The sequence below is a fragment of the Populibacterium corticicola genome (assembly GCF_042683685.1).
In the GTDB taxonomy this organism is placed as follows: Bacteria; Actinomycetota; Actinomycetes; order Actinomycetales; family Cellulomonadaceae; genus Timonella; species Timonella corticicola.
This window is the reverse complement of record NZ_JBHUOP010000003.1, coordinates 263147-288303: the sequence shown is the minus strand read 5'-3', so window position 1 is coordinate 288303 and position 25157 is coordinate 263147. Positions and strand designations below refer to the sequence as shown.

19 protein-coding genes are annotated in these 25157 nt (G+C 56.4%); 8 read left to right on the top strand and 11 right to left on the bottom strand.

Features of this window, described 5'->3' with window-relative positions; translation table 11 throughout:
- Positions 1-12: 12 nt before the first annotated feature.
- The 4 genes from ACFSYH_RS08150 to ACFSYH_RS08135 are packed head-to-tail and all read right to left on the bottom strand — an operon-like array spanning position 13 to position 4209.
- Positions 13-912 carry an ABC transporter permease gene (locus tag ACFSYH_RS08150; protein WP_377466394.1) on the bottom strand — a complete coding sequence of 300 codons (900 nt, stop codon included), beginning with the start codon at positions 910-912 and terminating at the stop codon, positions 13-15.
- The gene (locus ACFSYH_RS08145; protein WP_377466393.1) at positions 909-1985 is read right to left on the bottom strand and encodes an ABC transporter permease; all 1077 of its coding nucleotides are present in this window, start codon (positions 1983-1985) and stop codon (positions 909-911) included. The genes ACFSYH_RS08150 and ACFSYH_RS08145 overlap by 4 nt, the downstream gene beginning before the upstream one ends.
- Positions 1982-3493, bottom strand: coding sequence for an ABC transporter ATP-binding protein (locus tag ACFSYH_RS08140; protein ID WP_377466392.1), 1512 nt, complete (start codon positions 3491-3493; stop codon positions 1982-1984). Before ACFSYH_RS08140 ends, ACFSYH_RS08145 begins: the two co-directional genes overlap by 4 nt.
- The gene (locus ACFSYH_RS08135) at positions 3490-4209 is read right to left on the bottom strand and encodes a GntR family transcriptional regulator (RefSeq protein ID WP_377466391.1); all 720 of its coding nucleotides are present in this window, start codon (positions 4207-4209) and stop codon (positions 3490-3492) included. Before ACFSYH_RS08135 ends, ACFSYH_RS08140 begins: the two co-directional genes overlap by 4 nt.
- A 420-nt stretch (positions 4210-4629) precedes the next feature.
- On the opposite strand from ACFSYH_RS08135, the gene ACFSYH_RS08130 reads away from it, so the two are divergent.
- The 3 genes from ACFSYH_RS08130 (at position 4630) to ACFSYH_RS08120 (ending at position 9403) form a co-directional block, all read left to right on the top strand.
- Entirely contained in the window at positions 4630-6924 is a 2295-nt protein-coding gene (locus ACFSYH_RS08130; protein ID WP_377466389.1) for a beta-galactosidase, read from the top strand.
- A 407-nt stretch (positions 6925-7331) separates the two neighbouring features.
- Positions 7332-8066 carry a LytR/AlgR family response regulator transcription factor gene (locus ACFSYH_RS08125; protein WP_377466387.1) on the top strand — a complete coding sequence of 245 codons (735 nt, stop codon included), beginning with the start codon at positions 7332-7334 and terminating at the stop codon, positions 8064-8066.
- A complete protein-coding gene (locus tag ACFSYH_RS08120) occupies positions 8063-9403 on the top strand; it encodes a sensor histidine kinase (protein ID WP_377466386.1) in 1341 nt (446 codons plus the stop codon). Before ACFSYH_RS08125 ends, ACFSYH_RS08120 begins: the two co-directional genes overlap by 4 nt.
- A gap of 70 nt (positions 9404-9473) precedes the next feature.
- Here ACFSYH_RS08120 and ACFSYH_RS08115 read toward each other — a convergent pair whose 3' ends face one another.
- From ACFSYH_RS08115 to ACFSYH_RS08105, 3 genes are all read right to left on the bottom strand, one after another.
- Positions 9474-10508, bottom strand: a complete 1035-nt coding sequence (locus ACFSYH_RS08115; protein WP_377466384.1) for a glycosyltransferase family 2 protein — start codon at positions 10506-10508, stop codon at positions 9474-9476.
- Positions 10509-10620: 112 nt separating this feature from the next.
- Complete coding sequence (locus tag ACFSYH_RS08110; RefSeq protein ID WP_377466383.1) at positions 10621-11238, bottom strand: hypothetical protein; 618 nt, start codon at positions 11236-11238, stop codon at positions 10621-10623.
- A 5-nt stretch (positions 11239-11243) separates the two neighbouring features.
- Positions 11244-13712 carry a glycoside hydrolase family 3 C-terminal domain-containing protein gene (locus ACFSYH_RS08105; RefSeq protein ID WP_377466381.1) on the bottom strand — a complete coding sequence of 823 codons (2469 nt, stop codon included), beginning with the start codon at positions 13710-13712 and terminating at the stop codon, positions 11244-11246.
- Positions 13713-14218: 506 nt separating this feature from the next.
- Between ACFSYH_RS08105 and ACFSYH_RS08100 the strand changes: the two genes are divergently transcribed.
- Positions 14219-17275 carry a glycoside hydrolase family 3 N-terminal domain-containing protein gene (locus ACFSYH_RS08100; RefSeq protein ID WP_377466379.1) on the top strand — a complete coding sequence of 1019 codons (3057 nt, stop codon included), beginning with the start codon at positions 14219-14221 and terminating at the stop codon, positions 17273-17275.
- Between the two features lie 83 nt (positions 17276-17358).
- On the opposite strand, the gene ACFSYH_RS08095 is transcribed toward ACFSYH_RS08100, so the two are convergent.
- From ACFSYH_RS08095 to ACFSYH_RS08085, 3 genes are all read right to left on the bottom strand, one after another.
- A complete protein-coding gene (locus ACFSYH_RS08095) occupies positions 17359-17535 on the bottom strand; it encodes a hypothetical protein (protein WP_377466378.1) in 177 nt (58 codons plus the stop codon).
- Between the two features lie 329 nt (positions 17536-17864).
- A complete protein-coding gene (gene manD, locus ACFSYH_RS08090) occupies positions 17865-19064 on the bottom strand; it encodes a D-mannonate dehydratase ManD (protein ID WP_377466377.1) in 1200 nt (399 codons plus the stop codon).
- A gap of 2 nt (positions 19065-19066) precedes the next feature.
- Positions 19067-20179 carry a Gfo/Idh/MocA family protein gene (locus ACFSYH_RS08085; protein ID WP_377466375.1) on the bottom strand — a complete coding sequence of 371 codons (1113 nt, stop codon included), beginning with the start codon at positions 20177-20179 and terminating at the stop codon, positions 19067-19069.
- A gap of 199 nt (positions 20180-20378) precedes the next feature.
- Here ACFSYH_RS08085 and ACFSYH_RS08080 point away from each other — a divergent pair, with 199 nt between their 5' ends.
- The gene (locus tag ACFSYH_RS08080; protein ID WP_377466373.1) at positions 20379-20750 is read left to right on the top strand and encodes a tautomerase family protein; all 372 of its coding nucleotides are present in this window, start codon (positions 20379-20381) and stop codon (positions 20748-20750) included.
- 24 nt (positions 20751-20774) lie between these two features.
- Here the strand turns inward: ACFSYH_RS08080 and ACFSYH_RS08075 are convergent, their stop codons facing one another.
- Complete coding sequence (locus ACFSYH_RS08075; RefSeq protein ID WP_377466704.1) at positions 20775-21827, bottom strand: LacI family DNA-binding transcriptional regulator; 1053 nt, start codon at positions 21825-21827, stop codon at positions 20775-20777.
- A 147-nt stretch (positions 21828-21974) separates the two neighbouring features.
- Here ACFSYH_RS08075 and ACFSYH_RS08070 point away from each other — a divergent pair, with 147 nt between their 5' ends.
- From ACFSYH_RS08070 to ACFSYH_RS08060, 3 genes are read left to right on the top strand one after another with little or no spacing between them, the layout of a single operon-like run.
- Positions 21975-23357 (top strand): extracellular solute-binding protein, encoded by a 1383-nt coding sequence (locus tag ACFSYH_RS08070; protein ID WP_377466372.1) that lies wholly within the window; start codon positions 21975-21977, stop codon positions 23355-23357.
- A gap of 45 nt (positions 23358-23402) precedes the next feature.
- The gene (locus ACFSYH_RS08065) at positions 23403-24332 is read left to right on the top strand and encodes a carbohydrate ABC transporter permease (RefSeq protein WP_377466371.1); all 930 of its coding nucleotides are present in this window, start codon (positions 23403-23405) and stop codon (positions 24330-24332) included.
- Complete coding sequence (locus ACFSYH_RS08060) at positions 24332-25120, top strand: carbohydrate ABC transporter permease (protein ID WP_377466703.1); 789 nt, start codon at positions 24332-24334, stop codon at positions 25118-25120. The genes ACFSYH_RS08065 and ACFSYH_RS08060 overlap by 1 nt, the downstream gene beginning before the upstream one ends.
- Positions 25121-25157: the final 37 nt, after the last annotated feature.

The following is a 25157-nucleotide window of genomic DNA, read 5'->3' as shown; positions in this document are numbered from 1 at the left end:
GAGGTTTGGGGATTAACGTGCCGCTAGAGCAGCGTTCAAGGCCTCCGGTGCGGCCTTACGCTGCGAGGAGATGACCACGAGAACCACGAGAGTGAGCAGGTAGGGCAGGGCGTCGAGCAGATACTGGTTGACTGCGAAGCCGCGGGCCTGCAGTTGCGATGCGAACGTGATGGCCGCTCCGAACAGGTAGGAGCCGACCGTTGCCCAGTTGGTGCGCCATGCCGCGAAGATGACCACGGTGACGGCAATGAACCCGTAGCCGTTGGTCATGTTGTTACTCCAGTTACCCACCACGCCCACCGAGAGGTACGAGCCGCCGAGACCAGACAGGCCACCGCCGAGAGTTGTGGTGAGGAACTGGATGAGTCGGGGGCGGTTGCCCGCCGCCGCAACCACGAGTGGACGTTCGCCGGTCGCGCGGATGAGCAGACCAACACGTGAGCGGGTCAAGAGCCACCACACGCCCGCGATGAGGGCGAATCCCAGATACACGATCGGGGATTGGTGGAACAGGATGCTTCCCACGAACGGGAGATCGGACAGGCCCGGGATAGCGAGCTTGCCGATGGGTGGGAGGACCTGACCGTTGTACTCGCGCCCGAACATTGACGTGAGTCCGAACAACAGGAACCAGACGATCAAACCCGTTGCGAGTTGGTTGGTCCCGCGGAACACGACCGCCCACGCGAACAGGGCTGCGACCGCTGCGCCAGCCAATATGCCAGCGCCTATACCAAGCCACGGACTGCCAGTCGAGATGCCCATGATCACGCCGGTCAGAGCGCCAGCGAGCATGGCCCCCTCGGTTCCGAGGTTCGTGATGCCTGCCCGCTGCGTCAACAACTCACCCAGCGCCGGGAGGAGGATTGCGGTTCCGGTGGCAATCGCACCGGCCAAGAGGATCTCGATCATCGGGTTGTCCTTAGCGTCGAAGCGAGTGCGGTCAGGGCCAGGCAGGCAAGGCCGAGGAGCACGTAGACGGCGCTTCCGTCGAGGCCCGCCCGCAGTTGCAGCGGATTGCTCGCAACCATGAGCGCCGCGAAGCAGAAGGCGGCAACCAGTGAGCCCAAGATGTTCGAGCGAGCCACGAAAGCGGCAAGGAACGCGATGAACCCGAACGAGGTCAGGATGTCGGGTCGTAACTGACCCTCGAGTCCAATCAGGTTGAGCGCACCGCCCAATCCTGCAAGGCCACCACCCAGGGCCATCGCCTGCACCGACGTCTTGGTGATCGAAATCCCCGAGCGCACCGCGGCCTCCGGGTTTCCACCCGCCACCGTGATCCGGAAACCCCAGTCGGTTCGAGTGGCAAGCCACCAGGCGAATCCGCAGACCGCAAGAGCCACAAGGATCGCAATGGAGATCCTGGTTCCAGGGAGCATGGGAAGCATCGCGGCCGGGTCCAGTGGCCGGGTTTGCGGCTGACCGGAACCGTTGGGGTCCTTCCACGGCTGATAGAGCAGGAAGAGCATGACATCCAGCAGGATGAAGTTCATGAGCAGCGTGGTCACAGCCTCCGGTGCGTTCACCCGTACCCTGAGGTAGGCGCAGAACCCCGCGACCACACCACCGGCAAGCATTCCTGCTACCGCACACACGAGCCAACTGAGCGGCCCTGGGAACGCGGAACCCACCAGAAGGCCAACGCCCGCGGCTGCAACCGAACCGGCGATGAGTTGCCCCTCCGCTCCCACGTTGACCAGGCCTGCTCGTGCGGGAATGGCCACCCCCACCGCAGCGATCATGAGCGGAACCGCCCGCACGACCGTCTGCTGCCAGAAGTTGGGGTTGTTCAGGCCGATCGTGAACGCCTCGATGATCCCGCTGAGCGGAGCATTCTGCGCCAGGGCCAATGCGGCAAACACCGCGAGGGCCGCCGCCACACTGAGGATTGGGCGGATAGCACGCTTGCCAGCCGTCACCGGATTGATGCTGAACCGAGGCCGTGGTGCGCTCGCGGTTTGAGTCGATGCTGCTGCTGTCATGCCGCTTCCACCAATCGAGTCATAAGGTCACCGAGCGCGGCGCGATCGGCGTCGGAGCGGTCAAGGATTCCAGTGATCGAGCCCTCGTTGAGGACCGCGATCCGATCTGACACCTCAAGGAGTTCGTCCAGGTCCTCGGAGACCAGCACTATTGCGAGGCCGCGCTCACGGGCCTCAAGGAGGCGCTGGCGGGTGTCGCGGGTGGTTGCCACATCGAGGCCGCGGGTGGGGTAGGAGACCACGAGCACGCTGCCCGGTGTGGAGAAGGCCAGGGTCAACAGGACGCGCTGGATGTTTCCACCGGAGAGCTCTTCAAGGACGCGGTGCGATGGTGCGACAGGTAGCCCGACCGCCGCTGCTCGTTCCGTGAAGCGGCGGGCTGCCGCCTTGGTGGCGTACGAGGTGTGTTCGCCATGCGCGACCTCCCACAGTGCGGCATGCTGGGCGATACTCATGCCGGGGACCACGAACTGTCGTACGGGATCGGGCACCACGGAGATGACGCCCCGGGCCTTGAATCCACCGGGTTGGCCGCCAGGCACAACGTGGTCGTTGAGCATGACATCCCCGTCCTCTGCGGCGCGTACGCCGGTGAGCACGTCCACGAGTTCTTCCTGCCCGTTACCTGCGACCCCTGCAATCCCAAGGATTTCGCCGGGGTGAACGCGGAACGACACGGAACGCAGGGCCGAGGTTCCATCGCGGCGGGTAAGGCTGGCCGCCGCCAACTCGATGGCTGGCAACGAGGGCGGGAACTGCGTGCGAGAGGATTCAAGCGCGGGTACTGAACGCCCGACCATGGCCTCAATCAACTCGGGGTCAGTAAGGGTGTCGGCGGGAACATCCGAGACGATCGTCTTACCGCCACGTAGCACGGTCACCCGGTCGGCGATCTCGCGGACCTCACGCAGCTTGTGCGTGATGATGACGATGCCCACGCCCGCTGCCCGTAGATCGGTGAGCACCGCGAACAGCGCTCCCACCTCGGAGGGGGTGAGCACGGAGGTCGGTTCATCGAGGATCAGCACGTTGGCCCCGGCGAGCAGCACCTTCAGAAGTTCGATGCGCTGCCATTCACCGACCGAGAGGTCTGCCACGAGTGCGTTTGGCTCGACGGGTAGCCCCCACTTGGCGGAAGCCTCAACGATCATGGCTTTGATGTCTGTGGGCTTCTGGCGCTTTGTGCTGGGCAGGTTCAGCGCGATGTTCTCCCACACGGTGAGCGCGGGGATGAGGCGCATGTCCTGGAACACAAGACCGATGCCCTGGGCTCGGGCTGTGGCCGGGGAATCGATGCGCGTAGGGGAACCCGCCAGCGTGATCTCCCCGGAATCCGGTTGGTAGACCCCGTAGAGCTGCTTGACCAGCGTGGACTTGCCCGCACCGTTCTCGCCGAGGAGTGCGTGCACCTCGCCGGCCCTGATGGAGAAGGAGACGTTGTCGTTGGCGTGGACCGGACCAAATGACTTGGACAGTCCGTGCACCTCAAGAAGCACCGCAGCGTTCATGGCAGATCCTCCGCTGACGTGGCGTGGTGGGCAAGGGTGAGCGCGCGTGCGGCCCGTTCGGTGACGACCTCGCGGGAGGCGCCGATGTGATCGCGCAGGAAGTCGAGCGCTTGGGGAAGTTTGTTCGACAGCACGAGTTCGAGAAGTTCAATGTGCTCGGACATTGTGGCGTCGAGTCGGTCCCTGGTCAGGTAGTCGTACATCCGGACTGAGCGGATACGGGCGCTGACCTGATCGAGCGCCTGGGTGATGGCGCCGTTGCCCGCGGAATCGAGCAGAGTGCGGTGGAACAGTTCGTCCTCCACCACGAACGAGGCGTCGGGGGTGCGACCCTCGTCCTGCATCGTGTGCCAGCGGGTCAGTTCCGTATCGAGGCGGGTGGTGTCGTGGTGGACCGTCGGGTCCGAGATCGCCCGGACGATGCCCTGTTGTTCGAGCGTGACCCGCAGTTCATACAGGTGGGTCAGTTCGGTGAAGCTCGGCACGTGTGGGTACAGGCCGCTGTCGCGTTTGACCAGTAGGCCGTCCGCTAACAGTTGCTTGAGTGCTTCGCGCACTGGAGTGCGGGAGACCGCGTGACGTGCAGCCAACTTCTCCTCGCCGAGGCGCGTGAACGGCGAATACACGCCGTTCATGAGGTCATCGCGCACCTGTAGATACACCCGAGTGCTGAGCGGGAGAGCCTGTTTTGAAGTGTCTGCCAGAACTGTGTCCATAGCTGTATATCGTTCTGTATACAGGTTTCGGGCGAGTCCTCTCAGCGATTTCGTGGGCGTAAATACGGGTGTTAACGCGAGGTTTCGGACTCGTGGTGCGACAGTCGGTGCTGATGGCAGTGGTGTCTTTGGTTATCGCAGGAGCACCGATAGACTTATTTTTATTGTGAAAATTTCCGACGAGTCGTCAGGTTCAGTTCGCAGCGCACCTTCCAGCGCACCCTCGTTGAAGTGGGTGCGGGCGGGCCGGGGGTGAGTTGGTACCGGAACCAACGGTATTTTCTGGCTGAGAACTGTGTCCGGTGCGCTACGGCGGGAATCTGCTTCGCGTGATTCCCACCCCCCGCAGCACCTACCGTGTTCTCAGCCGACTCGTCGACAGTCAAGAAAACCACGAGCAAGAGCCAAAGGGACTGCAACATGAAGCAACGCGCCTCCGTGCCACTGACGTCACCTGCCTACGGCGGTGACTACAACCCCGACCAGTGGGACGCCGAGACCTTTGACCGCGACCTCGAACTGATGCGCGAGGCAGGTGTGAACCTGGTGTCCCTCGCGATCTTCTCGTGGGCGAAACTCGAACCAGTCGAAGGCACCTACGACTTCGACTGGCTTGCAGAACTCATCGACCGCCTGCACGCCGCTGGAATCTCCACCGACCTCGCAACCGGCACGGCCTCCCCGCCCGTGTGGATGGCCGAAAACCACCCCGAAACGCTTCCCGTCACCGCCGACGGAGTGCGCCTCGGGTTCGGGTCGCGCCAGCAATACTGCCCATCGTCGCCAAAGTACCGCGAACGCTCTGCGGCACTCGCCCGTGCGCTCGCGGACCGATTCGCGGACCACCCAGGCGTGGTCATGTGGCACATCAACAACGAGTATGCCTGCCACGTGCACGAATGCTTCTGCGATATCTGCCGTGTGGAGTTCCAGAAGTTCGCCGAGGCTCGATACGCAAACATCGATGCACTGAACCAGGCGTGGGGAACCGCGTTCTGGGCGCAGCGCTACTCGCAGTTCAGCGAGATCAACGTGCCAAAGACGATGCCCACTTTCTCGAATCCAGCGCAGATGTTGGACTGGCGCAGGTTCTCGAACAAGCAGATCCTCGGCTGCATGCTTGGCGAGATCGCAGAGATCCGCGCCATCTCAGACAAACCGATCACCACAAACTTCATGGGTGCCTTCGTGTGGCTTGACTACCGAGAATGGGCGCAGCACCTCGACCTGATCTCCGACGACCACTACCCGGACCCGTCCGACCCCGCCGCAGGACACGACATCGCCTGGCAGGCCGACGTGATGCGCGGACTCGGCGATGGCGCGCCGTGGCTCCTCATGGAGCAGGTCAACACCGCCGTGCAGTGGCGCGGCCGAAACTCCCCCAAACGCCCAGGCCAGTACGAGATGTGGTCCATCCAGCGGGTAGCCCACGGAGCCGACGGCATCCTGCAGTTCCAGTGGCGCCAATCCCACGCAGGTGCTGAAACGTACCACGGCGGAATGGTCGGCCACGCCGGTAAGGCATCCAAGGCCTGGCATGATGTGACCGCGCTCGGCGCGCAACTCTCGAGACTTGCACCCGTCATGGGAACGCGATCGGCCTCCGAGGTCGCAATCGTCATCGACTGGGAATCCGAATGGGCGCAGATGTCCGCTGTCGGACCGGCAGAGCGCACGGAACACTTCGCAGAGGCCAAAGCATGGCACCGCACGCTGTGGGAACAGGGCGTGGCCACCGACGTGATCGGACCGGACGACTCACTCGACGGCTATCGCGTGGTCATCGTTCCCGAGTTGTGGATCGACCGTCCTTCGCTGGCTGACCGGGCTCGCGCCTTCGCTGAGACAGGCGGACACGTGGTGGTCACCCACGGCACCTCCGTGTCCGATGAGAACCTGCGAGCAGTGCTCGGCGGATACCTCGGATCGTTCAAGGAACTGCTCGGGGTGCAAGTGGTTGAGCACGCACTGCTGAGTGGACCTGATTACTACGACTCAACCGAGGATGAGGCGCGTCGGACCACAGTTGATCGACTGTCCCGCGCCGTTGGAACACCTAGTGCCGAAACGTGGGTTGGCCTCGAGGCCACCGCCCCAGCACTGGACCGGGCTGCCGAGGCAGTGGGCGCGGCGGGCCTTGGGCTACGCGGCGGCATGTGGGCCGAACAGGTCATCGCTGCCATTCCATCCGCCGCAGGCATCGGTGTCTCGGCTGCTGACGGCTCGCAGCGATACGACCGAGACCTGCCTTACGGCGAAGTCATCCTCGGGTTCTCCACCCCCGGAAAGGTCGGCGAGGCAGACATTATCGCCTCGTTCGACGGGCGTTCGGGCGGTGCGGACCTCGCGGGGATGCCGGCGATCACGCGCCGATTTGTGAGTGCGCCGGAGGAATCGAACGGTTCTGGTGTGGCTGGGGCTCCTGGTGCGAAGGGCCAGGCCTGGTACATCGCAACCGACCTCGACTCAGTGAGCCGCGCAGCCTTCTGGCAGTTGCTCTCGGTGTCCGCACGGGTCCAGCCGGTACTGCGTGACCTTCCGGACGGAATCGAGGCACAACGCCGCGGTGACTTCCTGTTCCTACTCAACCACGGGGACAAGTCCGCGCAGCTCAGCGGCGTTGTGGGAACCGATCTGATCTCCGGCCAGTCCTGCACCGGACACGTCATGATCGCACCACGCTCCGCGATGGTGGTCGCTCCAACAACCTGACCATCCATTTGAGAGTGACCTAAAGTGCACTCTCACGCACTGAGAGTGCAGATATGCGCACTCTCAAAAGAGCAAGAGCGTTGCGAGTGCGCGAATGATTTTCGACGATTCTGCTGGTTCAGGAGTGTGCCTCCTGAACCAGCAGAATCGTCGTCAAGGTGTCTCCAACTGTCTGCGCAAGTGGGACCTAACCCACTTGCGCAGCCGCGAGTGGGCTAAATCCCACTCGCGGGGAACCTGAAACGAACACCACCGCGTCACTGTGCAGGTGCGCGGATTGTGCGGGAAAACCGACCGAATATGCCCCTGTGTTAACGCGCGTGAGGCACTCTTCTAGAGTGATAATGGGAGCGCTATGCGCGGCATCCGAACAACGGCGACCGGACCGCTAGAAACGAGGGAGTTCTTTGTCTAGTTCCGCGAGACGAACAGTTTCCATCGCAATCGTCGACGACAACAGTCGCGACCGAGATCGACTCGTCGAGTTGCTCGCGGAATACGAACGCGAACACCCCATGCAGTACCGAGTACGCCAATACAGCGATGGTGCGGAACTGCTCGAAAACTACCAACCCGACCACGACATCATCCTGATCGACATCCAAATGGAAGGCGTCGACGGTATGCGGACCGCTGCAGCGATTCGCAAGGTCGACGTGTCAGTGATCATCATCTTCGTGACAAAAACCGCCCAATACGCCACGAGCGGATATGCGGTCCAAGCACAAAACTACCTGCTCAAACCGGTATCCTACTTTGCGTTCCAAACGGAACTCACGCGCAGCCTCAAACAGCTCAAACGCCAAAAACGAGCCTCGATCCTCGTGGGTTCCCGGATCGCACCCAGGCGCGTGGACATCGCCGACATCATCTACATCGAAAGCAACAAGCACAAGATCACCGTGCACACCATTGATGACCCCATCGTCTTCAACGGAACGCTCAAGGAATACGAAGACATCCTGATCGAACGTAATTTCTATCGTTCGAACAGCGGATATCTCATCAACCTCCACCACCTCGTGGCCATTGACGGCGACGACTGCCACATGTCCAGCGGCGAATACCTCAAAGTCAGCAGATCGCGGAAGAAGGGCCTGCTCGAAGCGCTCACAAACTACATCGGCGGTAAACACTTGTGATCCTGCAAGCCCTTCCAGATATCCCTCGGTGGTACACCGGGCTTGCTGAATGGTCCGCCGCACTGGTCTACATCTCCATTATGCGGCCACGATTTGCAGGATGGGCGCGATTCCTCGTCATCGCTGCGGCACTTCCGATCATGATTGCCGTCCAAGTGCTGGTAGGGCGCTTACCCCTTGCCTTCTGGACAGTCGGCATGGCGGCTGCCGTCTTCATGATCTTCGGCTTTATCCATCTGTGTACCAGCGGAAACTCCCGCGACAGCGCCTATCTCACCGCGAGAGCGTTCGTGCTCGCAGAACTCGTGGCCTCCCTCGAATGGCAACTGTGGGTGCACTGGCATCCACAAGATCCAACCCCCTCGCTCGGCAATGCACTCTTTGCGTTGAGTCTCATGCTACTTATCGCAGCCTATGCGGTCGGGTTTGGTGCCGCCTACCTCGCTGAACGTCGCAATTTCCCCCAAGGACAGTGGCTGGGTGTTGAGCGTCAATCGCTCGTGACCGCACTCGCCATCTCGATCGGTACATTCGCCGTGAGCAACCTCAGCTTCCTCACGACCTCCACACCGTTCAGCGGGCGCAACGGACTCGATATCTTCTACATCCGCACGCTTGTCGACCTTGCGGGGTTCGTGGCGCTCTACACTCAACAGAGTCACCGCAATCAGATCAAAAATGCCATGGAACTCGCGGAAACGCGCCTGATGATCAGATCGCAGCACGATCAGTACCTACAGTCGAAACGCAACATCGAAGAACTGAACCGGATGCACCACGACCTCAAGTACTACGTGGCCGCAATCCGCGAAGAAGACTCCGCCGACATGCGTTCCGAGTACCTCAATCAATTGGAGGACAGCATCCGTGGGTACGAGTCCGAGGTGCAGACCGGAAGCCCCGTCCTCGACGTCATCCTGAGTTCCAAACTTGAACGTTGCCACCAAGAACAGATCGCCATGACACTCATGGTTGATGGGGCCGCGCTTGAGTTCATGGATCTGATGCGGATGAGTGCCCTGTTCGGCAACGCCCTCGACAATGCAATCGAAGCATGTCAGGACATCCCAGAACCGCAGCAACGCATCATCAAGGTATCCGCCTACACCCAGGCAGACTTCGTACTCATCAGATTCGAGAACTACTGGCCCAAAGACGTGTCATTGGTCGGCGGACTACCCCAAACCACAAAGGCCGACAAAGCAAAGCACGGCTACGGTCTGCGTAACATGAAATCGATCGTGGAGTCATTCGGCGGCTCCCTCACGATCGGCCTTGAAGACCAATGGTTCAACGTCCGAATACTCATTCCACGAAACAACGCGAAGGTGGCCTGAACTCTCTCTTCTGCGAGAGTGGCGCGGGCCTACGCGAGGACACGGCACGGTGCGTACGAGCAGGACGAACCTAGTTGAACCCAACCAGCAGCTTCGATCCCCGATATCCTGCCCGGACGGCGAACTCCGTTGACTTTCCACGCCGGGACACCACGTTACCCACCAGTGGACGCCGCAGGTTGTACGCCAGCTCGCTGTCCAACTGCTCTATGTCATCCCACAACTTGTACTTCTTCGCAATGGACTCGGGGGTGCCATCACGCATCAGCAGAACCGACGAAACCGATGTGACAAGTGAGGCGTAACGAGTCATGTAACGTTCAAGGCTCACCGGCAGAGTGGCACGCTGACGCACCTCGCTGAGATAGCGAACCATCAACATGTTGACATTGATCTGTTGATCAACGCGACGAATCATCACCTGCTCGTTGACAGACTGATCCGAGCGACCAATGAAATAGCGATACAGGTCAACATCAAGGTATTGAAGCCGCTTCACGTGCGGAAGCGGAACAAACGCAAAGTAGTTGTCCACATAGAAGCTCTTCTCCGGGACGTGCAGGTTGGCATCCCGAAGCAACTGAGTGCGGTAAGTCATCGCGTGCATCAGCATGTACTGCCACGTCCAGAATGACCCAACCTGCTCCCAATTGAGCATTTCGTTCCGGGGGAGTGCCCTCCGGTAGTGGACAACCCGTTTGACCCGCTTACCCTGCTTTTCATACACAAAGTTGGTGATGAGGAGATCCAACTCCTTGCCATCTTCAAAGAGCCCTCGAAGCAGGGTGAGCACCTTGTGATAGGCGCTCTCATCCAGCCAGTCATCACTGTCGACTACCTTGAAATAGGTACCACGAGCTACCCGCAGGCCCGCATTGATAGCCGATCCGTGCCCACCGTTCTCCTTGTGTATCACCCGGACGTGATTTGGATACATGAGTGCGTACTCGTCAGCGATTCGCGCGGTGTCATCGGTCGAACCGTCATTGACAATGATGATCTCAATGTCAGGGCTAGCTGGATCGATCAGTGAATCAAGGCAACGCTTCATGTACGCAGCCGAGTTGTAACACGGAACCACGAGGCTCAAGATCGGGGACATCATCAGTTAACTCAGTACCTTTCAGATACACGTTGTGCCCGACTCCACGAAATACGTGTGAGGCGGGCACAACTCTACATTTTGGTGGTTGCCTCTTTGCAAACCCCAAGTGTTTTTAGGCTGTCAACTCTTCTGTTTCATTCTCAGGGACACGCTTGAAGATGACCTTGAAGATGGGGAAGAAGATCCAGAACGACAACGCGGAGTTGATGATCATGGTGATGACATCAGCAATCGTGCCGCCGGTCGTGCCCATTCCCCAGGTCTCCATGAACAGGTGATAAATCGGCGCCTTGTAAAAGCCCTGCAGAGCAGCAGCTGCGAACGTGATAAGGACGTACGCGATGAAGTACCATATCGCAGCCTTTGCCACGCTCGTATTGGACTTGAACGTCACGTTGCGCTGCGCAAAAAAGTTGATGATTTGTGCGATCGCGAGCGTGATCTGAACCGCGAGGAAGTAGGCAAGGCCTCCGCCGCCCTCGGGAAGCGCTCCCGACGCATAGTCGAAGATGTAGAACGGGGATACACCGTCAGCGCCCGTACCCACTGGGAGCACCTGAAAACTGGTTTCAACCAGACTCGTCCCATTGAAGATATTGCGGAACAGCGGCATCAAAATGAGTTGAAGCGCGGTGACTCCGTTACTCAGGATGAAGAACATGACGAACTGAGCTGAGCCTTGGTGTTTCTCCTCAAAGGCTGCCCACTTGGAGCGAATCTTGTTAAGCACGGTTCCTACTTGTGTGTTGCGGGGATGGACTGATGAGTGGTGGACAAAGCAGTGAACTCGCGCTGCAACGCCTTTTGCCGACGCCGGTTTCCAAAGAACCGGGTGACAACCTGGCCAAAGCCGCGGAAGAAGTGACCGTTCACGATGGTCAAGATGCCCTCGACCATGCGCATGTCCGCGAGGCCACCGCTCATCTTTGCAACTGCCCTGAAGGGCATGCCGTACTGGAACAACAGATTCAGGTCTGGTGTGCCGGACTCCTCGGCCTTACGCAGGCCACGCGCGAGGTAATGCCTGTAGATGGCGCGGCCAACGGGGCTCTTTGCGTATTGCAGATCAGAGAGCGGCGAGTTGATCCCGAGAAGTTGACGGGCGGATACGTCCACAGGTAGAGAGCGACCCAGGAGGACCGCGAAGTCCTGATCGCTCAGTTCCTGCACGTGGCCGGTGGCGTAGCCCGGAACCTCACCTGCAGGGTGCGTTGCCGCTACGCTCTGGCCAGCGACCCTCACAGTGGAGTGAAGCGCGATGTCATTGGCGTTGTGACCGACGCAGACAACGTAGTCTCCGGCAACCGTAATCCACTTCTGGGAAGCCGCGTCAAACTTTCGGAATGAGTATTCATCGAAGTTGATCGTGACGGTCTTCTTTTCGCCGGGATCAAGGGTTATCTTGCGGAATCCCTTAAGCTCAAGAGTCGGCACCGGCCCCAACTTGCGGGCGTCCTCTGGAACCCGAACGTAAAGTTGCGGCACGTCAGCTCCGTGTACGGAACCAACGTTGGTCACCGTGAAGGTCGCGGTATCACGGGTGACGCTCAGGTTGGAGTACTCAAACTGCGAGTAACTGAGTCCAAAGCCGAACGGGAACAGAACGGGGGTGCCAGTCGTGGCGTAATAGCGGTATCCAACGAATGGCCCCTCCTTATAGAGCGCATGCCGGGTCTGCGCAGGGAAGGTCGATGCGGTTGGGGTGTCGGCCAGGCTGAGCGGGTAGGTCTCGGAAAGGCGCCCCGACGGGTTGATTGCTCCAGTCAGAGCGCGAACCATCGCAAATGCTCCGGCCTGTCCGCCAAGATAACCGTGAAGTACCGCCTGGCACTCGCCCAACCAGGGCATCTCGATGGCAGAGCCGGCGGCGAGTACCACGACGACTCGTGGGTTGACGGCCGCGACTGCCCGAAGGAGCGCGATCTGGTTCTCAGGAAGCCGCATGTGCTCGCGGTCCTTGCCCTCGCTCTCCGCGATTTCATCAAGACCCAGGTAAAGAAGCACCGTTTGAGCGGTTTGTGCAGCCTGAACCGCCTGAGCGATGAGCCCGCTGTCAGCGGCCTTCCCATGCTCGAAGCCCTGCACCTGCGCCACAACATTGAGGGAACTCGACGTGAGCGCCTCGATTGGTGTGTCCAGACGTGTGGGATTGACCAGCGATGATCCTGCTCCCTGATAGCGCGGTTTGAAAGCGAACTGGCCGATGACCGCCACTGATTCCGTAGCGGACAGCGGCAGCAAAGAGCTTTCGTTTTTCAGCAGAACAATGCTTTCCTCAGCAGCACGCTGAGCCAGGGCATGGTGAGCATCCTGGAAGTCAGGGTCGCCTGGAACCGGGTTGATGGTGCGGACAAGATCCACCAGTTCCCCAACGCGCTCGTCGAGCTTCTCCAGGTTTGTGCTCTTGGAGTCGAAGATCTGCTGAACAGAGTCAAACCCAGGAGATGGCATCTCAATCGTGCCACCCGCCTCGATCGCTGCGTGTGGGTCGTTTCCTCCACCCCAGTCCGTGATGACAGCCCCAGAAAAGCCCCAGTCATCGCGCAGAATGCTCTGCAGGAGTTCAGGGTGCTCGTTAGCGTACGTTCCATTAATGAGGTTGTAACTACTCATAATGGTGAGAGGGGAAGCCTCTTTGGTGACCATCTCAAAGGCGGTCAGATAAATTTCCCGAAGTGTTGCGGAATCGACCACAGAGTTTGAGGTCATTCGACGCGTTTCCTGGCTGTTGACCGCAAAATGTTTGGGGCAAGCCGCAATTCCCGCGGATTGAATTCCGCGAACATAGGCGGCACCGAACTTTCCGGTGAGGTATGGATCTTCGGAAAAGTACTCGAAGTTACGACCGCATAGGGGGCTGCGCTTAATGTTCAGACCTGGTCCGAGCAGCACATCGACACCCAAGTTCGCGGCTTCGCGGCCCAATGCCGCACCGATCTGTTCCCCAAGTTCCGGGTCCCAACTGTTTGCGATCGTCGCCGCAGTTGGGAAGCATGTAGCGGGTTGGGATGCGTTGATTCCCAAGTGGTCAGAGGAGCCGACTTGTTTGCGCACACCGTGAGGACCATCGGCCATAAAAAGAGGGCGGATATCGAGCCGCGGAATTGAGCGGGTCTGCCAGGTGTTTTGGCCGCTAAGGAGCGCCACCTTTTCAAAAAAGGTGAGGGAAGACAAGACGTCTGACTTCTTGATGGACTCGCTCACGGAGTCTCCTTCGCTGTGCAAGAGATAGCTACATTGGTATCAATGAAAAGCCGCAAAACATTGTTCGGTTCACACTATCCGTGAAGACCATGGAGTCAGTTCGCGGTTACACGAATGGTCGTTAATCCTGCATACATTGTTGGTCTTGAGGCAGAACGGTGCACCAGTTTTACGAAATCCACAGGAGAGATCTTTCGCAGAGGATTCATAACCGTATGCTTGCAAAGATGTCTTTATGACGGCTGGTTGCGTGGCAGTGTGTAAAGCAGCGCCAAGCGCTCACCTGCATTTTCGACGAGAGTTCAACGGATCGTACGCGAAAATCGACAGTTCATGCAGCGGCCCACCAAAACACGGCAGGTGGCCTTTACGTTATAGGAGGACGAAACCTAGGGTTTATGTCCATCCAGAAGTGGGTTCCATCAGATTTTTTGCTAAGACCTAGGACAGAGATGTTTTAGTTCTATGTTGAGTGGTGGAACCTCATGCGCGGACTAAGGAGAGAAGTGAAACGAAAGGCCTTGTCAAAGAAGAGGAAGGTCGTAAGTACCGTTGCCTCGGGTATTGTTGCCGTCTTGATCGCGGCAACAATGGTGGCGGTCAACATTCTTGTCGTTGATCCTCAGAATAGCCGCATGGCTGACAATTTTGTTGGTCGTGGAGACTACATCGATAACAAGGGCGTGAAGACTGCGGATTTTGACCTTGACTACTACAAGCAAGACTACGAGGGCGATGCACTGGTAGCTGAACAAGATCGGATCGATGCCGAGATCGTCGAGCAGGGAACGATCTTGTTGAAGAACGAGTCAAATCTGCTTCCGCTTCAAGCGGGAACATCGGTGAGCTTGTTCAGCGCTAATTCCGTGCCTCAGTCCGGAGGGCTTATGCTTCCGGGGATGGTGCCTCCGACTGATCTCAAAACAGCCCTGAGTAACGCTGGGTTCAGCGTTAATGATGCGCTATGGACCTTCTATGCAGAGGGTGATGGTTCAGAATGTGGTTTGGCTGAAGGCTCCATAGGGTATGGGGACGATGAGGACTTCGCAATTAACGAGTGCAGTTTGGACCGTGTCCTGGCAGGCAAAGGCGTTAAGGAAAGTCTTGAGGGAACGCTACCTATTTATGTCTTCGACCGCGTCGCAGGTGAAGGTCGGGACATGCCACGATCAATGTACAATCATGCTGAAAGCGCTGAGGACAAAGTGCGTTCGTATGTCGAACCCGATTCGACTGAGTTGGAGATCCTTTCCTATCTGAATGATAACTTCGACAACGTTATCTTGCTCGTGAAAGCAAACGCCGCTATCGAGCTAGACTGGGTGGACCAATTCCCCAACATTCGCTCTGTTGTTGTCTCACAGCGAACTCGTGAACAGGTTGCTAGTGTTTTATCTGGTGCTGTTAATCCGTCGGGTCGCACTGTAGACACCTACGCTGCAGACGCGGCTAACTCTCCTGCGGCGCAAAACTTTGGTAGTTATCAGTATGTTGATAGCGCGGGAGAACTCACCAAATATAACTATGTCACGTATGCGGAAGGCATTTACGTTGGATACCGTTACTACGAAACACGGTATGAAGACTTTGTGCTTGGTCAAGGCAATGCGGGCGACTTTGACTATGCTTCCGAAGTCGTATATCCATTTGGATACGGAATTTCCTACACGTCCTTTGACTGGACTGACTATGACGTTAATTGGGAAGGTAAGAAAGCTACGGCACACGTCACAGTTACGAACACAGGCGATGTTCCCGGTCGTGATGTAGTTGGAATCTACATGCAGAGCCCTTACACGGACTATGACGTAGCAAACCGTATCGAGAAGTCAGCCGTTTCGCTCATCGGAATGGGAAAAACACCTGAGTTGGCTCCGGGTGAGTCGACTACTGTTTCCATTGAAATTGATGAGAGTCAGTTGAAATCGTACGACTCCCTCAACACTGGAACATACATTCTTGAGCCTGGCGACTACTACCTGACTGCCGGTATCAACGCACATGAAGCCGTCAACAACATCCTTGCGGTCAAGGGAAAGACGGTTGCAGATGGGATGACGTCGAATGGTGACGCAGCTCTTGTGAGTCTTTACAATCCAAAGATAAGCGAAATTGATGCCACCACTTATGCGGTAGATCCTGTTACAGGAACCAGCATTAAGAATCTCTTCGATGACGCTCGTGGTGATGGTGAGTTCTTGTCGCGATCGGATTGGATGGGTACGTGGCCTGTTCCAGATGGTGAGCCTGACGAGCGGCATATTAGTGAGTGGGGCAACGAAATTAACGGAACGAACGCTGATGGTACGCCAGCTTCGTTTACTCGAGTTAAGAAGATCAGCGACGAAGACTTAGCGAAACTCGATTCGTTCGATTCACTCAATCCTACAGACCCATCGTCAATCACTGATACACCTGTCTATGGTCAAAAGAATGGTCTGACGCTCATTGAGTTGCGCGGTCTAGATTTCGACGATCCGAAGTGGGATCAGTTACTTGATCAGTTGACTCCAGAGGACTACCAAGACATCATCACATGGTCCGGTTACGGAACGCCTTTCCTTGACTCGGTCAACAAGCCTTTTGGTCTTGACGCTGATACGGCATCTGGTCTTATCTATGGTGGTACTGGCCGCATGTACCCAAGCCCAATGATGCTTGCACAGACGTGGAATGATGAACTTGCCTACGACTATGGAAAGCTGATCGGTAACGAATCACTGGTCGGTGGCGCAAACGGTTGGTACGCTCCAGCGATGAATATCCACCGCACGCCGTTTAGCGGTCGTAACGGTGAATACTATTCAGAAGATGCGTGGCTTTCTGGGGTTGTCGGCTCCAAGTCGGCCCTTGGCGCATCAGAGAAGGGTATGTATACCTTCATCAAACACTTCGCGATCAATGAGCAAGAGAATCACCGTGGAGACCGAGCTGGGCAGTTTGGTTTAGCAACCTGGTCTAACGAGCAGGCAATCCGCGAGATTTATCTGATGCCATTCGAGATGAGTATCAAAGCCGGGGATGTGAAAGTCGACTATGTGGCTCAGGGGGAAGACGGCACATTAAGTCAAGCAAATACAACGGTTCGCGCTAGCCAAGCAGTGATGACTGCGTTTAATAGACTCGGGTTCACGTGGACGGGTGGTCATTACCCACTCATTACCGAGCTGCTGCGTGATGAATGGGGATTCAACGGGTTCATTATCACGGACAACGCCAACACAGGTGTCTTCATGGATGCTTACCAGATGATTGAGTCTGGTGCGGATGCAAAGTTGACCGCATTGCGTGAATCTGCGCGGTATGAGTTTGATAAGGACAACCCTGCCGAGTACAAGTATGGTCGCGATGCAATGCACCGCGTGCTTTACACGATGGCGCATTCAAACGCGATGAACGGTGCTATGCCTGGCAGTGTGTTTGTTGAAGCCTTCAAAACAACGGACATGATCCGTTTGGGAGTGAACATCGGTGGCTCGTTGATCTTGCTCCTTCTGGTGGGCTTCACGGTTCGCAGGTTTTGGCCCAACAAGGCCGTTCAAACCCAAGAGGTCTCTGCCTAAACAGGCCCAAACGGCCAGCCAATCTATCTTTGACTAGGCCGATAGGTGCCGAGCATGGCTTCTGTCCTTCTCGCTCGAGGCGCTCAACTGGAAGTCCAGTTGAGCGCCTCGTTTTGATGATGGTGCATCATGTGTGTGCTGAGGTCTGCCGCGACCCCCGCACGTGCCAGCTCTAGGCGGTCATCCTGCGCTGCAGGTAGGACGACACCCGTGTGTTCGGTACGTTGGATCCGGTCAAGGTGCACTTGGATGTCGGACAAAACCATATAGTTCAACGATGAAATGGGTGCCCACACAGCGTGTGGGCACCCATTTCATCTTTATCAGTGCTCGACGAGCGGCGTGAATGCTTGACAACAAAGTAGCTGACGCAAACTGCGCCCCCGCCTGCGTGCTTCAGAGATTGACCTAACCAGCTCGTCGTCAATCGAATACACTCCAGCACGGGTGGAAAATCGACTGATTGCGTTGATACGCATGGAGCTGGCCTGTAGAGCGATAGTTGGCGCGCTAAGCGGAAGCGTTCCGAAGAGCCCTCAGTGACGGGCTGCTGTTAGTGATGCGCGACAACCCCTCAGCAAAAATCTCGCTACCAGTCGTGCACAGAGCCGTCACGGAGCCTGTTGATAGGTAGGTAGGATCGCTCGTATGGGTAGGCATTGGCTAGTTCTTCGTCATACGAGACACCGAGTCCAGGGGCTTCCCCGGGGAAGAGCATGCCGGATTCGAACGTGAAATCCGGAGTGAAGACATCCATGGATAGTGATTGATACCCCGAGTATTCTTGGATACCGAAGTTGTGGAGCGCAGTGTCAAGGTGGATAGCCGCAGCCATGCCTATCGGCGAGACATCTTCGGGTCCGTGGATGCCAGAGCGTACCTGGTAAATGGAAGCAAAGTCGAATATCTTCCGCATGGCAGTGATGCCTCCGCCATGAGTGATAGACATACGAAGGTAATCTATGAGTTGTTCGGTAACGAGAGTTTGAGCGTCCCAAACGGTATTGAAGACCTCGCCGACCGCCAGTGGGGTGACTGTCTTACTTCGTATGAGTCGGTACACTTCTTGATTCTCCGCCGGGACACAGTCTTCGAGCCAGAAGAGACGGTATGGTTCGAGGTCCTGTGCGAGCCGTGCAGCCTCGATTGGCCGTAGACGATGATGGGAGTCATGTAACAGGTGGACCTCCTCACCGAGCTCGCTCCGGGCTGCAGAGAATACTTCTGGGATGAAACGAAGGTAGGACGGAGTGTCCCAGTATTCTGTGACAGGCAGGTTCCCTTGGTCGACTTGATTGGGTAGAGGGACCCCGTAGTTTGAGTCGTGGCCGGGAATTCCAGCTTGCAACCGGACGGCCTTGAAACCTTGTTCCAGCAGTCCGTGGGCATGTTCGACAAGATTTGGAATGTCTTTACCAAAAGCATGTCCATAAGCAAGGCATCCAGTGCGGCTGCGGCCTCCCAAGAGTTGATATAGAGGTATGTTGGCACGCTTCGCTTTAATGTCCCACAACGCCATGTCGATACCCGCAATTGCTGCCATCGTTATGGCACCGCGCCGCCAGTAGACTCCCCGGTAGAGGAGCTGCCAGCATGATTCTATGGCACCATCCTCGTGTCCAATGAGCATAGGAACGAGATGGTCACGAAGGTAGGTTGCAACGGCTTGCTCACGGCCATTGAGGGTAGAGTCACCATAACCGACTACGCCGTCGGAGGTTGTGATTCGCACGGTGACGAATGTGCGGCCCGGTGAGGTGCAGAAGACATCGATTTTTTCGATGAACATAGTCATTTTCCTTCGTTGTTTGGTTTGGCAGGGTCCCATCCCGCTGATAGTGGTGCGGTGGGAATGAATCGACTGGATATCTCGACTACTTGATTGCTAACGGCGGCTTCGTTGATGGACTCCATAATGTCCAGCACGTGCAAGGCAAAGTTCCCGTTGGCGTGCTCTATTTGGCCACTGAGCAGAGACGATGCCAGATTGCTTACACCGATGCCTCGTGACCAATCAAAGGTCGGTGAGGGGACAACTTCGGGTTGATTGGCGCCGCGTCGCCACAAGTGGGTGGCACCTGCAAACTCATTGGGATCGGGAAAAGCTAGGGTTCCTTCGGTGCCGGAAATTTCAACGATACCTGCCCGAGGAAGCGACGAGTCAAAGCTCAGTGTGACTTGAGCGGTGCTGCCTGTCTCGAAAGTAATTAGGGCGGATACGTGAGTAAATACCTCGACTGGGAAAGTCGTGCCAGCGTTTGGGCCTGACGCGATAGTGCGGGTGTCGCGTGACCGGGTGCCAACAGCGCTGACAGATCGGGCAGGACCGAGGATCTGAGCGAGTGCCGCTAAGTAATATGGGCCGATGTCGAAAAGCGGACCGGCACCTTGGGCATACAAGAAAGCGGGAGCAGGGTGCCAAGACTCGGGTCCATCTGTCTGGAAAATGGCTGTCGCGGTGATCGGCGTGCCTATGGCCCCACTTGAGACAAGGCGCAACGCATTTTGAAAGCCCGCGCCCAAAATGGTGTCTGGGGCAGAGGCGATACGAACGCCTCGGTGCTTTGCCTGCTCTAGTAGTTCCCGTCCGGATTTGACATCGAGAGACAAAGGCTTTTCAGACCAGACATTTTTTCCGGCTTCGATGGCGCGACTGCTTATTTCGTGGTGTGCAGCAGGAATCGTTAAGTTAACAACGATGTCTACGCTGGTGTCAGCCAACATGTCGTCAACCGTGCCGGCATGAGGGACCCCAAACTGTTGCGCACGACTCGCGGCGCGATTGATGTCTTGGTCAGCTACCCAACGTACGTCTAGGTGAGGCATACGTTTGAGGTTATTCAGGTACTCCTGGCTGATAACACCTGCTCCGACGATTCCTACGCCTAGTGTGTCGCGGTTCATGTTTCAACTTCTCTCTGCAGGGAATCGCCCTACGTATGAAATTTGGAGGGCGTTGCACCCGTCGCCGAACTGCTTACGGCTCATCAGTACACAGTATAGATGCGAAACATTTCTGAACACAAGAGAAATGTTGACGAAACCGAGTAAAGAAAATAGTGTGTTGACGCAAGCCTCAATGTACTCAACAAAGGAGAAGAAAATGCCTCATGTCAGGGTTGATCTTGACGAAAAGTTCCGCACACGTATCCCCGAGATCGGCGATGCTCTACACCTCAGCCTGGTGCAGGGACTCAACATGGAGGACGACGACCTCTTTCAGATCTTTACCGTGCATCAGCCCGGTGAGATCCGCTTTAGCCCAACTTATCCAGGGGCTCAGCGGTCCGAACTGATTCTGATTCAGATCCTCGCTTCCTTCGGATACACCCCTGACGACAAGCGCGCTTTCTACAAACGAGTAGTCGACAACATGGTTTCGTTAGGGTTTGCGCAGGATGAGTTGCTGGTGTCAATTATCGAGATTGACGGAGAGAACAACTGGCATGCTCCTGAACATTCGGTAACGGAGTAGCCTCAAGCATGCTAGCGGTCGCCCCTAGGATTTTGCTCGGGGCGCCGCTGTGCTCCTTCGCACCACGATTGATGTCGCTAGTTCGATCCTGTCCACCGTTGTCTCCGGCTTCTCTCGGAAACTGACTATCATTTTCGCGGCTTCCATTGCCATCTCCTTGAGATTTTGGCGGATAGTGGTCATGGGTGGACCGGACCACTGCGTGAAGGAAAGATTGTCGTATCCAACAACCGAGAGATCTTCAGGGATCGAAAGGCCCAGTTGGCGGGCGGCTTCATACACACCTAGCGCCTTGACATCACTGGTGGCGAAAATAGCGGTGGGGCGTTTCGTGTGATTGAGTAAACTTAGCGCAGCTGTTGGGTCTGCCTCCATCTCTATGGGTCCGGTATAGATGAGTGTTTCATCAATCTTCAGCCCTGCCGCGTCCATAGCGGCGCGGAACCCTGATACACGCGCCCGCGTGGCCATAAGGTTTTCATATCCCGCCACGACGCCGATTCGTTTGTGTCCTAGTTCTATAAGATGGCGGGTTGCTGTCATTCCACCGGCCCAGTTCGTTGAACCGACGGACGGTACGTCTGATGCTGAGTTTCCAACTGGATCAACGATAACGAAGGGGACCTTTTTGGCGCGCAATTGAGCCTTGTCGGATTCGCTGAGCATGAGTGAAACCAAGATGACGCCGCATGGCGGACGAGTAGTTGTATCTCGACTCCAGGAAGCATCGACGCCATGGAGAACTCCAGTCTCGCGCACATTTGTGGTCATGCCGTACTCGCGCGCCACTTTAGCAGCCCCGCGGATGAGTTCAATCGGCCATTCACCATCTAGCGACTCGAATACCAGGTCGATGTAGGGAGCGAAATCTAGTTGTGCTCCTGGTTTCTCGTACCCGTAAGTTTGGAGGACCTCCCAAACTCTTTCTCGGGTTTGTTCGGATATCCCTTTGCGATGATTGAGGACCTTGGACACCGTAGACAGGGACACCGATGCCTCCGCAGCGATGGTGTCGAGTGTTGCGGTTTTCCGAGTGTCAGGCGGTGTTGAATCTCGAGAGGTTGAAGTGTCGTTCACGGCAGTCTTGGATCCTAGGAGAGAAGGTAATGAGATTTTAGCATAACGAAAACTTTCCAATCAAATGATAAAACTTGACTTTGTTATTTCGCGTGGATAGGTTGCTGCTAACCACAGAGGCGTGGTTTTCTCACAAGGAGGATCTCAATGAAAAGAGTCAAAGGTCAGATTCGCCCAGGAACGCGAGCTTCCGCGATCGTCCTCGCTGCTGCGACGATGTTCGCGGTGGTTGGCTGCACACCGGGCGGCAGCCAAGAGACCGTGACTGAGGGAAGCGCGACATCGGGAACTGTCAACTGGTGGGGATGGACTCCCGAACGGGGCGTCGGTGAAAACTACATCAAGTTGTTCAACGAACAGTATCCCGACATCACCGTCAACTACCGCCAGATTGCTGTGCAGGACTATGACTCGGTTCTTATGCCAGGTCTTTCATCATCTGTTGGCCCCGACGTATTCAACGTCGCACCGGGTGGCGGCATCGGTGGTGTCGATCGTTACGCGTCTTTCACTACAGACATGACACCACAGTTGGAGTCCGCTTTTGGCAGTGACTGGAAAGCAAAAATCGCCCAGAATGGTCCAGTAGGTTTGGAAACTGGCGATGGAATCATGGCAGGACTTCCTGTCGGCTCAACCTTTGCGGGCAGTCTATGGATCAACCAAGACATGTTCGACAAGTACAATCTCCAAGTTCCCGCGACCTACGACGAGTGGGTAACCACGTGCCAGACGCTCAAAACTTCCGGTGAAACATGCCTCGCGTTAGGTGCGGGAGACAGCGGTGCCAACATGGACTTCGTCCATGCGATTGCCGATAGCATCGAGCCTGGTCTATGGACCAAGGCTGTTGCTGGTGAAGCACCTTGGACCAGCCCTTCCATCATCAAGGCTGGGGAGATATTCAAGGAGATGTTTACCAACGGCATCATTCAAGAAGGTGCTCAAGGGATGCAGCAATATCCTGACGTCAACAACCGCTTTATGGCAGGGGAAGCAGCCATGGTCCTCATGGGTACCTGGTACATGCAGTATTCAACCGTGCCAAGCATGACTGCAGCCGTGGAGGCTTCTGGTTCCTCGACAGGCGAGTTGTTCCCCATCGTCAATATCCCACTTCCTGCGATGGGGGACCCTAGCAATCCAGCGCCCCTGTTCGGTGACGTGGACTATGGTCTGGCGGTGAGCACGAACGCGAAGAACCCGCAGGCGGCCACGACATTTGCTACTTGGCTAGCTACTAGCGATGAGGCTCAACAACTGGTTACTGATTCGCTCAACAACCTTCCGTCGCTCAACGAACTAGAGCCGCAGTGGGACCAGATCGAACTCGTAGATGCGCAAGCACAGAAAGATTCGCTGATCGAACTGCAGCAACGTGCCGTGGGCGTTGTGGAGCCAAGGCTGGGTGACATCACTGCTGAACTTGGCGAGGCCATCAAGGTCGCTGTTAACGGCGTAGCAACCGGAAGCGTCGAACCTTTGGATGCTTTCAACGCCCTGCAAGCGTCAGCCGACGCTCTTCGGTAGGTTTTCACAACAATGAACACGAAAAGTTCTTCCTTGGGCGGGGTCGTGAGCGGCGACACGACGCTCAACCCCGCCCCTAGGGCTCAGAGCGACACGAGACGCAAAATGCGGCATCGTGGAAACGGTCTCTTCTGGATACTACCCGCGTTGGTGCTATCAGTAGGCCTAATCTACTATTCCATCGGCTACACACTGTATGTCTCTACCCTCAAATGGGATGGGTTCTCCCCAAATCCAGAATTTGTTGGAGCTGACAACTACGCTCAAGCACTAAACGATCCTGTTTTTTGGATGGCAATCGGTCACACTTTGCTGTCTTTTATAGTTACCTTTTCATTCCAAGTCGCCATTGGTGTGACTCTTGCTGCGCTGCTCCATTCGAACCCTTGGTTCGGTGGTGTCTATCGCGTTCTGGTCTTTATACCGGTAATCCTGGCCCCGGCGATCACTGCTCCTGTTTTTCGGCAAATCTTTGCTCCAGACGGGCAACTTAACGCAATCTTGGAAGTCATTGGTTTAGGAGAGTTTGCCCAGCCTTGGTTGGCTCAAACGAGTACTGCACTACCTATGCTTATGATCATCATGATCTGGCACGGAGCGGGACTCAGTTTTATTCTCTACTATGCAGCGATGAGCCAGATCGAGCCCGAGGTACTCGAGGCGGCTGAACTGGATGGTGCGGGCAACTTCAGAAAAATGATCTCGATCATCTGGCCGAGCGTTCGTGGCACAACTATTGTCTTGGCAACGCTGAACGCTATCGCTTCTCTCAAAGCATTCGACATCCCGTATCTTGTGACAGCAGGCGGCCCAAATTTCGCTACTGAATACCTTGGCACAATGATCTACAGGATTAGTATTCGACTGACTCAAGTCGGGTATGGAGCGGCGCTATCTGTGCTTCTGCTCATTATGGCACTGGTTATCGGTATCGTTCTGAATAGCCGCCGCATCAACGGAAAGCGAGGACAGTGATGTTAACTGCGCGAACAACCGGCGGCAAGCTAATGATCCAATTGGTGTTGACGCTACTGACCATTCCATTCGTCTTGCCCCTCATCGCTATGGTGCAAGGTTCGTTAGCAGGTACTGGCTGGAATAACTATAGGACCGTACTTTCGGTCCCACAGTTACCAGGGTTTTTCAAAAACAGTATCATCATCGCTATTTGTACCGTGGCGCTCGTCTACGTGGTTGGTCTACTGGCTGCTTTTGGATTCTCTAAATTGCGAATTCCAGGAAAAGAGTTCTTCTTCTGGCTCATTTTGGCTGCATTGACACTTCCAGGTGTAGTTATGATTACACCACTGTTCAAGACCGCCAGTACATTAAACCTTTTGAACACCTATCCAGCGGTGGTTCTTCCACTAGCTGCGTTGCAGATTCCGTTTGCAGTACTTATTGCTCGCAACTTCGTCAATGGTATTCCTGATGAAATTATTGATGCGGCACGTATTGACGGAGCTTCTACGTTTCAGAGCTTTTGGCACGTGGTCTTGCCGCTCATGAAGCCCATCGGCGCTACGGTCATCGTTTTTACGTTCATTTCAGCTTGGAATGAATATCTTTTCCCGCTTCTCTTCCTGGTGGATCCAAGCATGCAAACCTTGACTCAGTTACCACAGTTCTTTGTCGGACAATTCAGTAATGATCAGACTAAAGTTCTGGCGTCTGCAGTCATTGTCGCACTCCCTCAGATAGTTGCCTATCTGTGCCTGCAGCGTCTTTTTGAAAGAGGCATGTCGGCTGGTGCCATCAAGTAAACTCGCTTTTCCCTTTTCACTGCATCAGAAGGAAGGT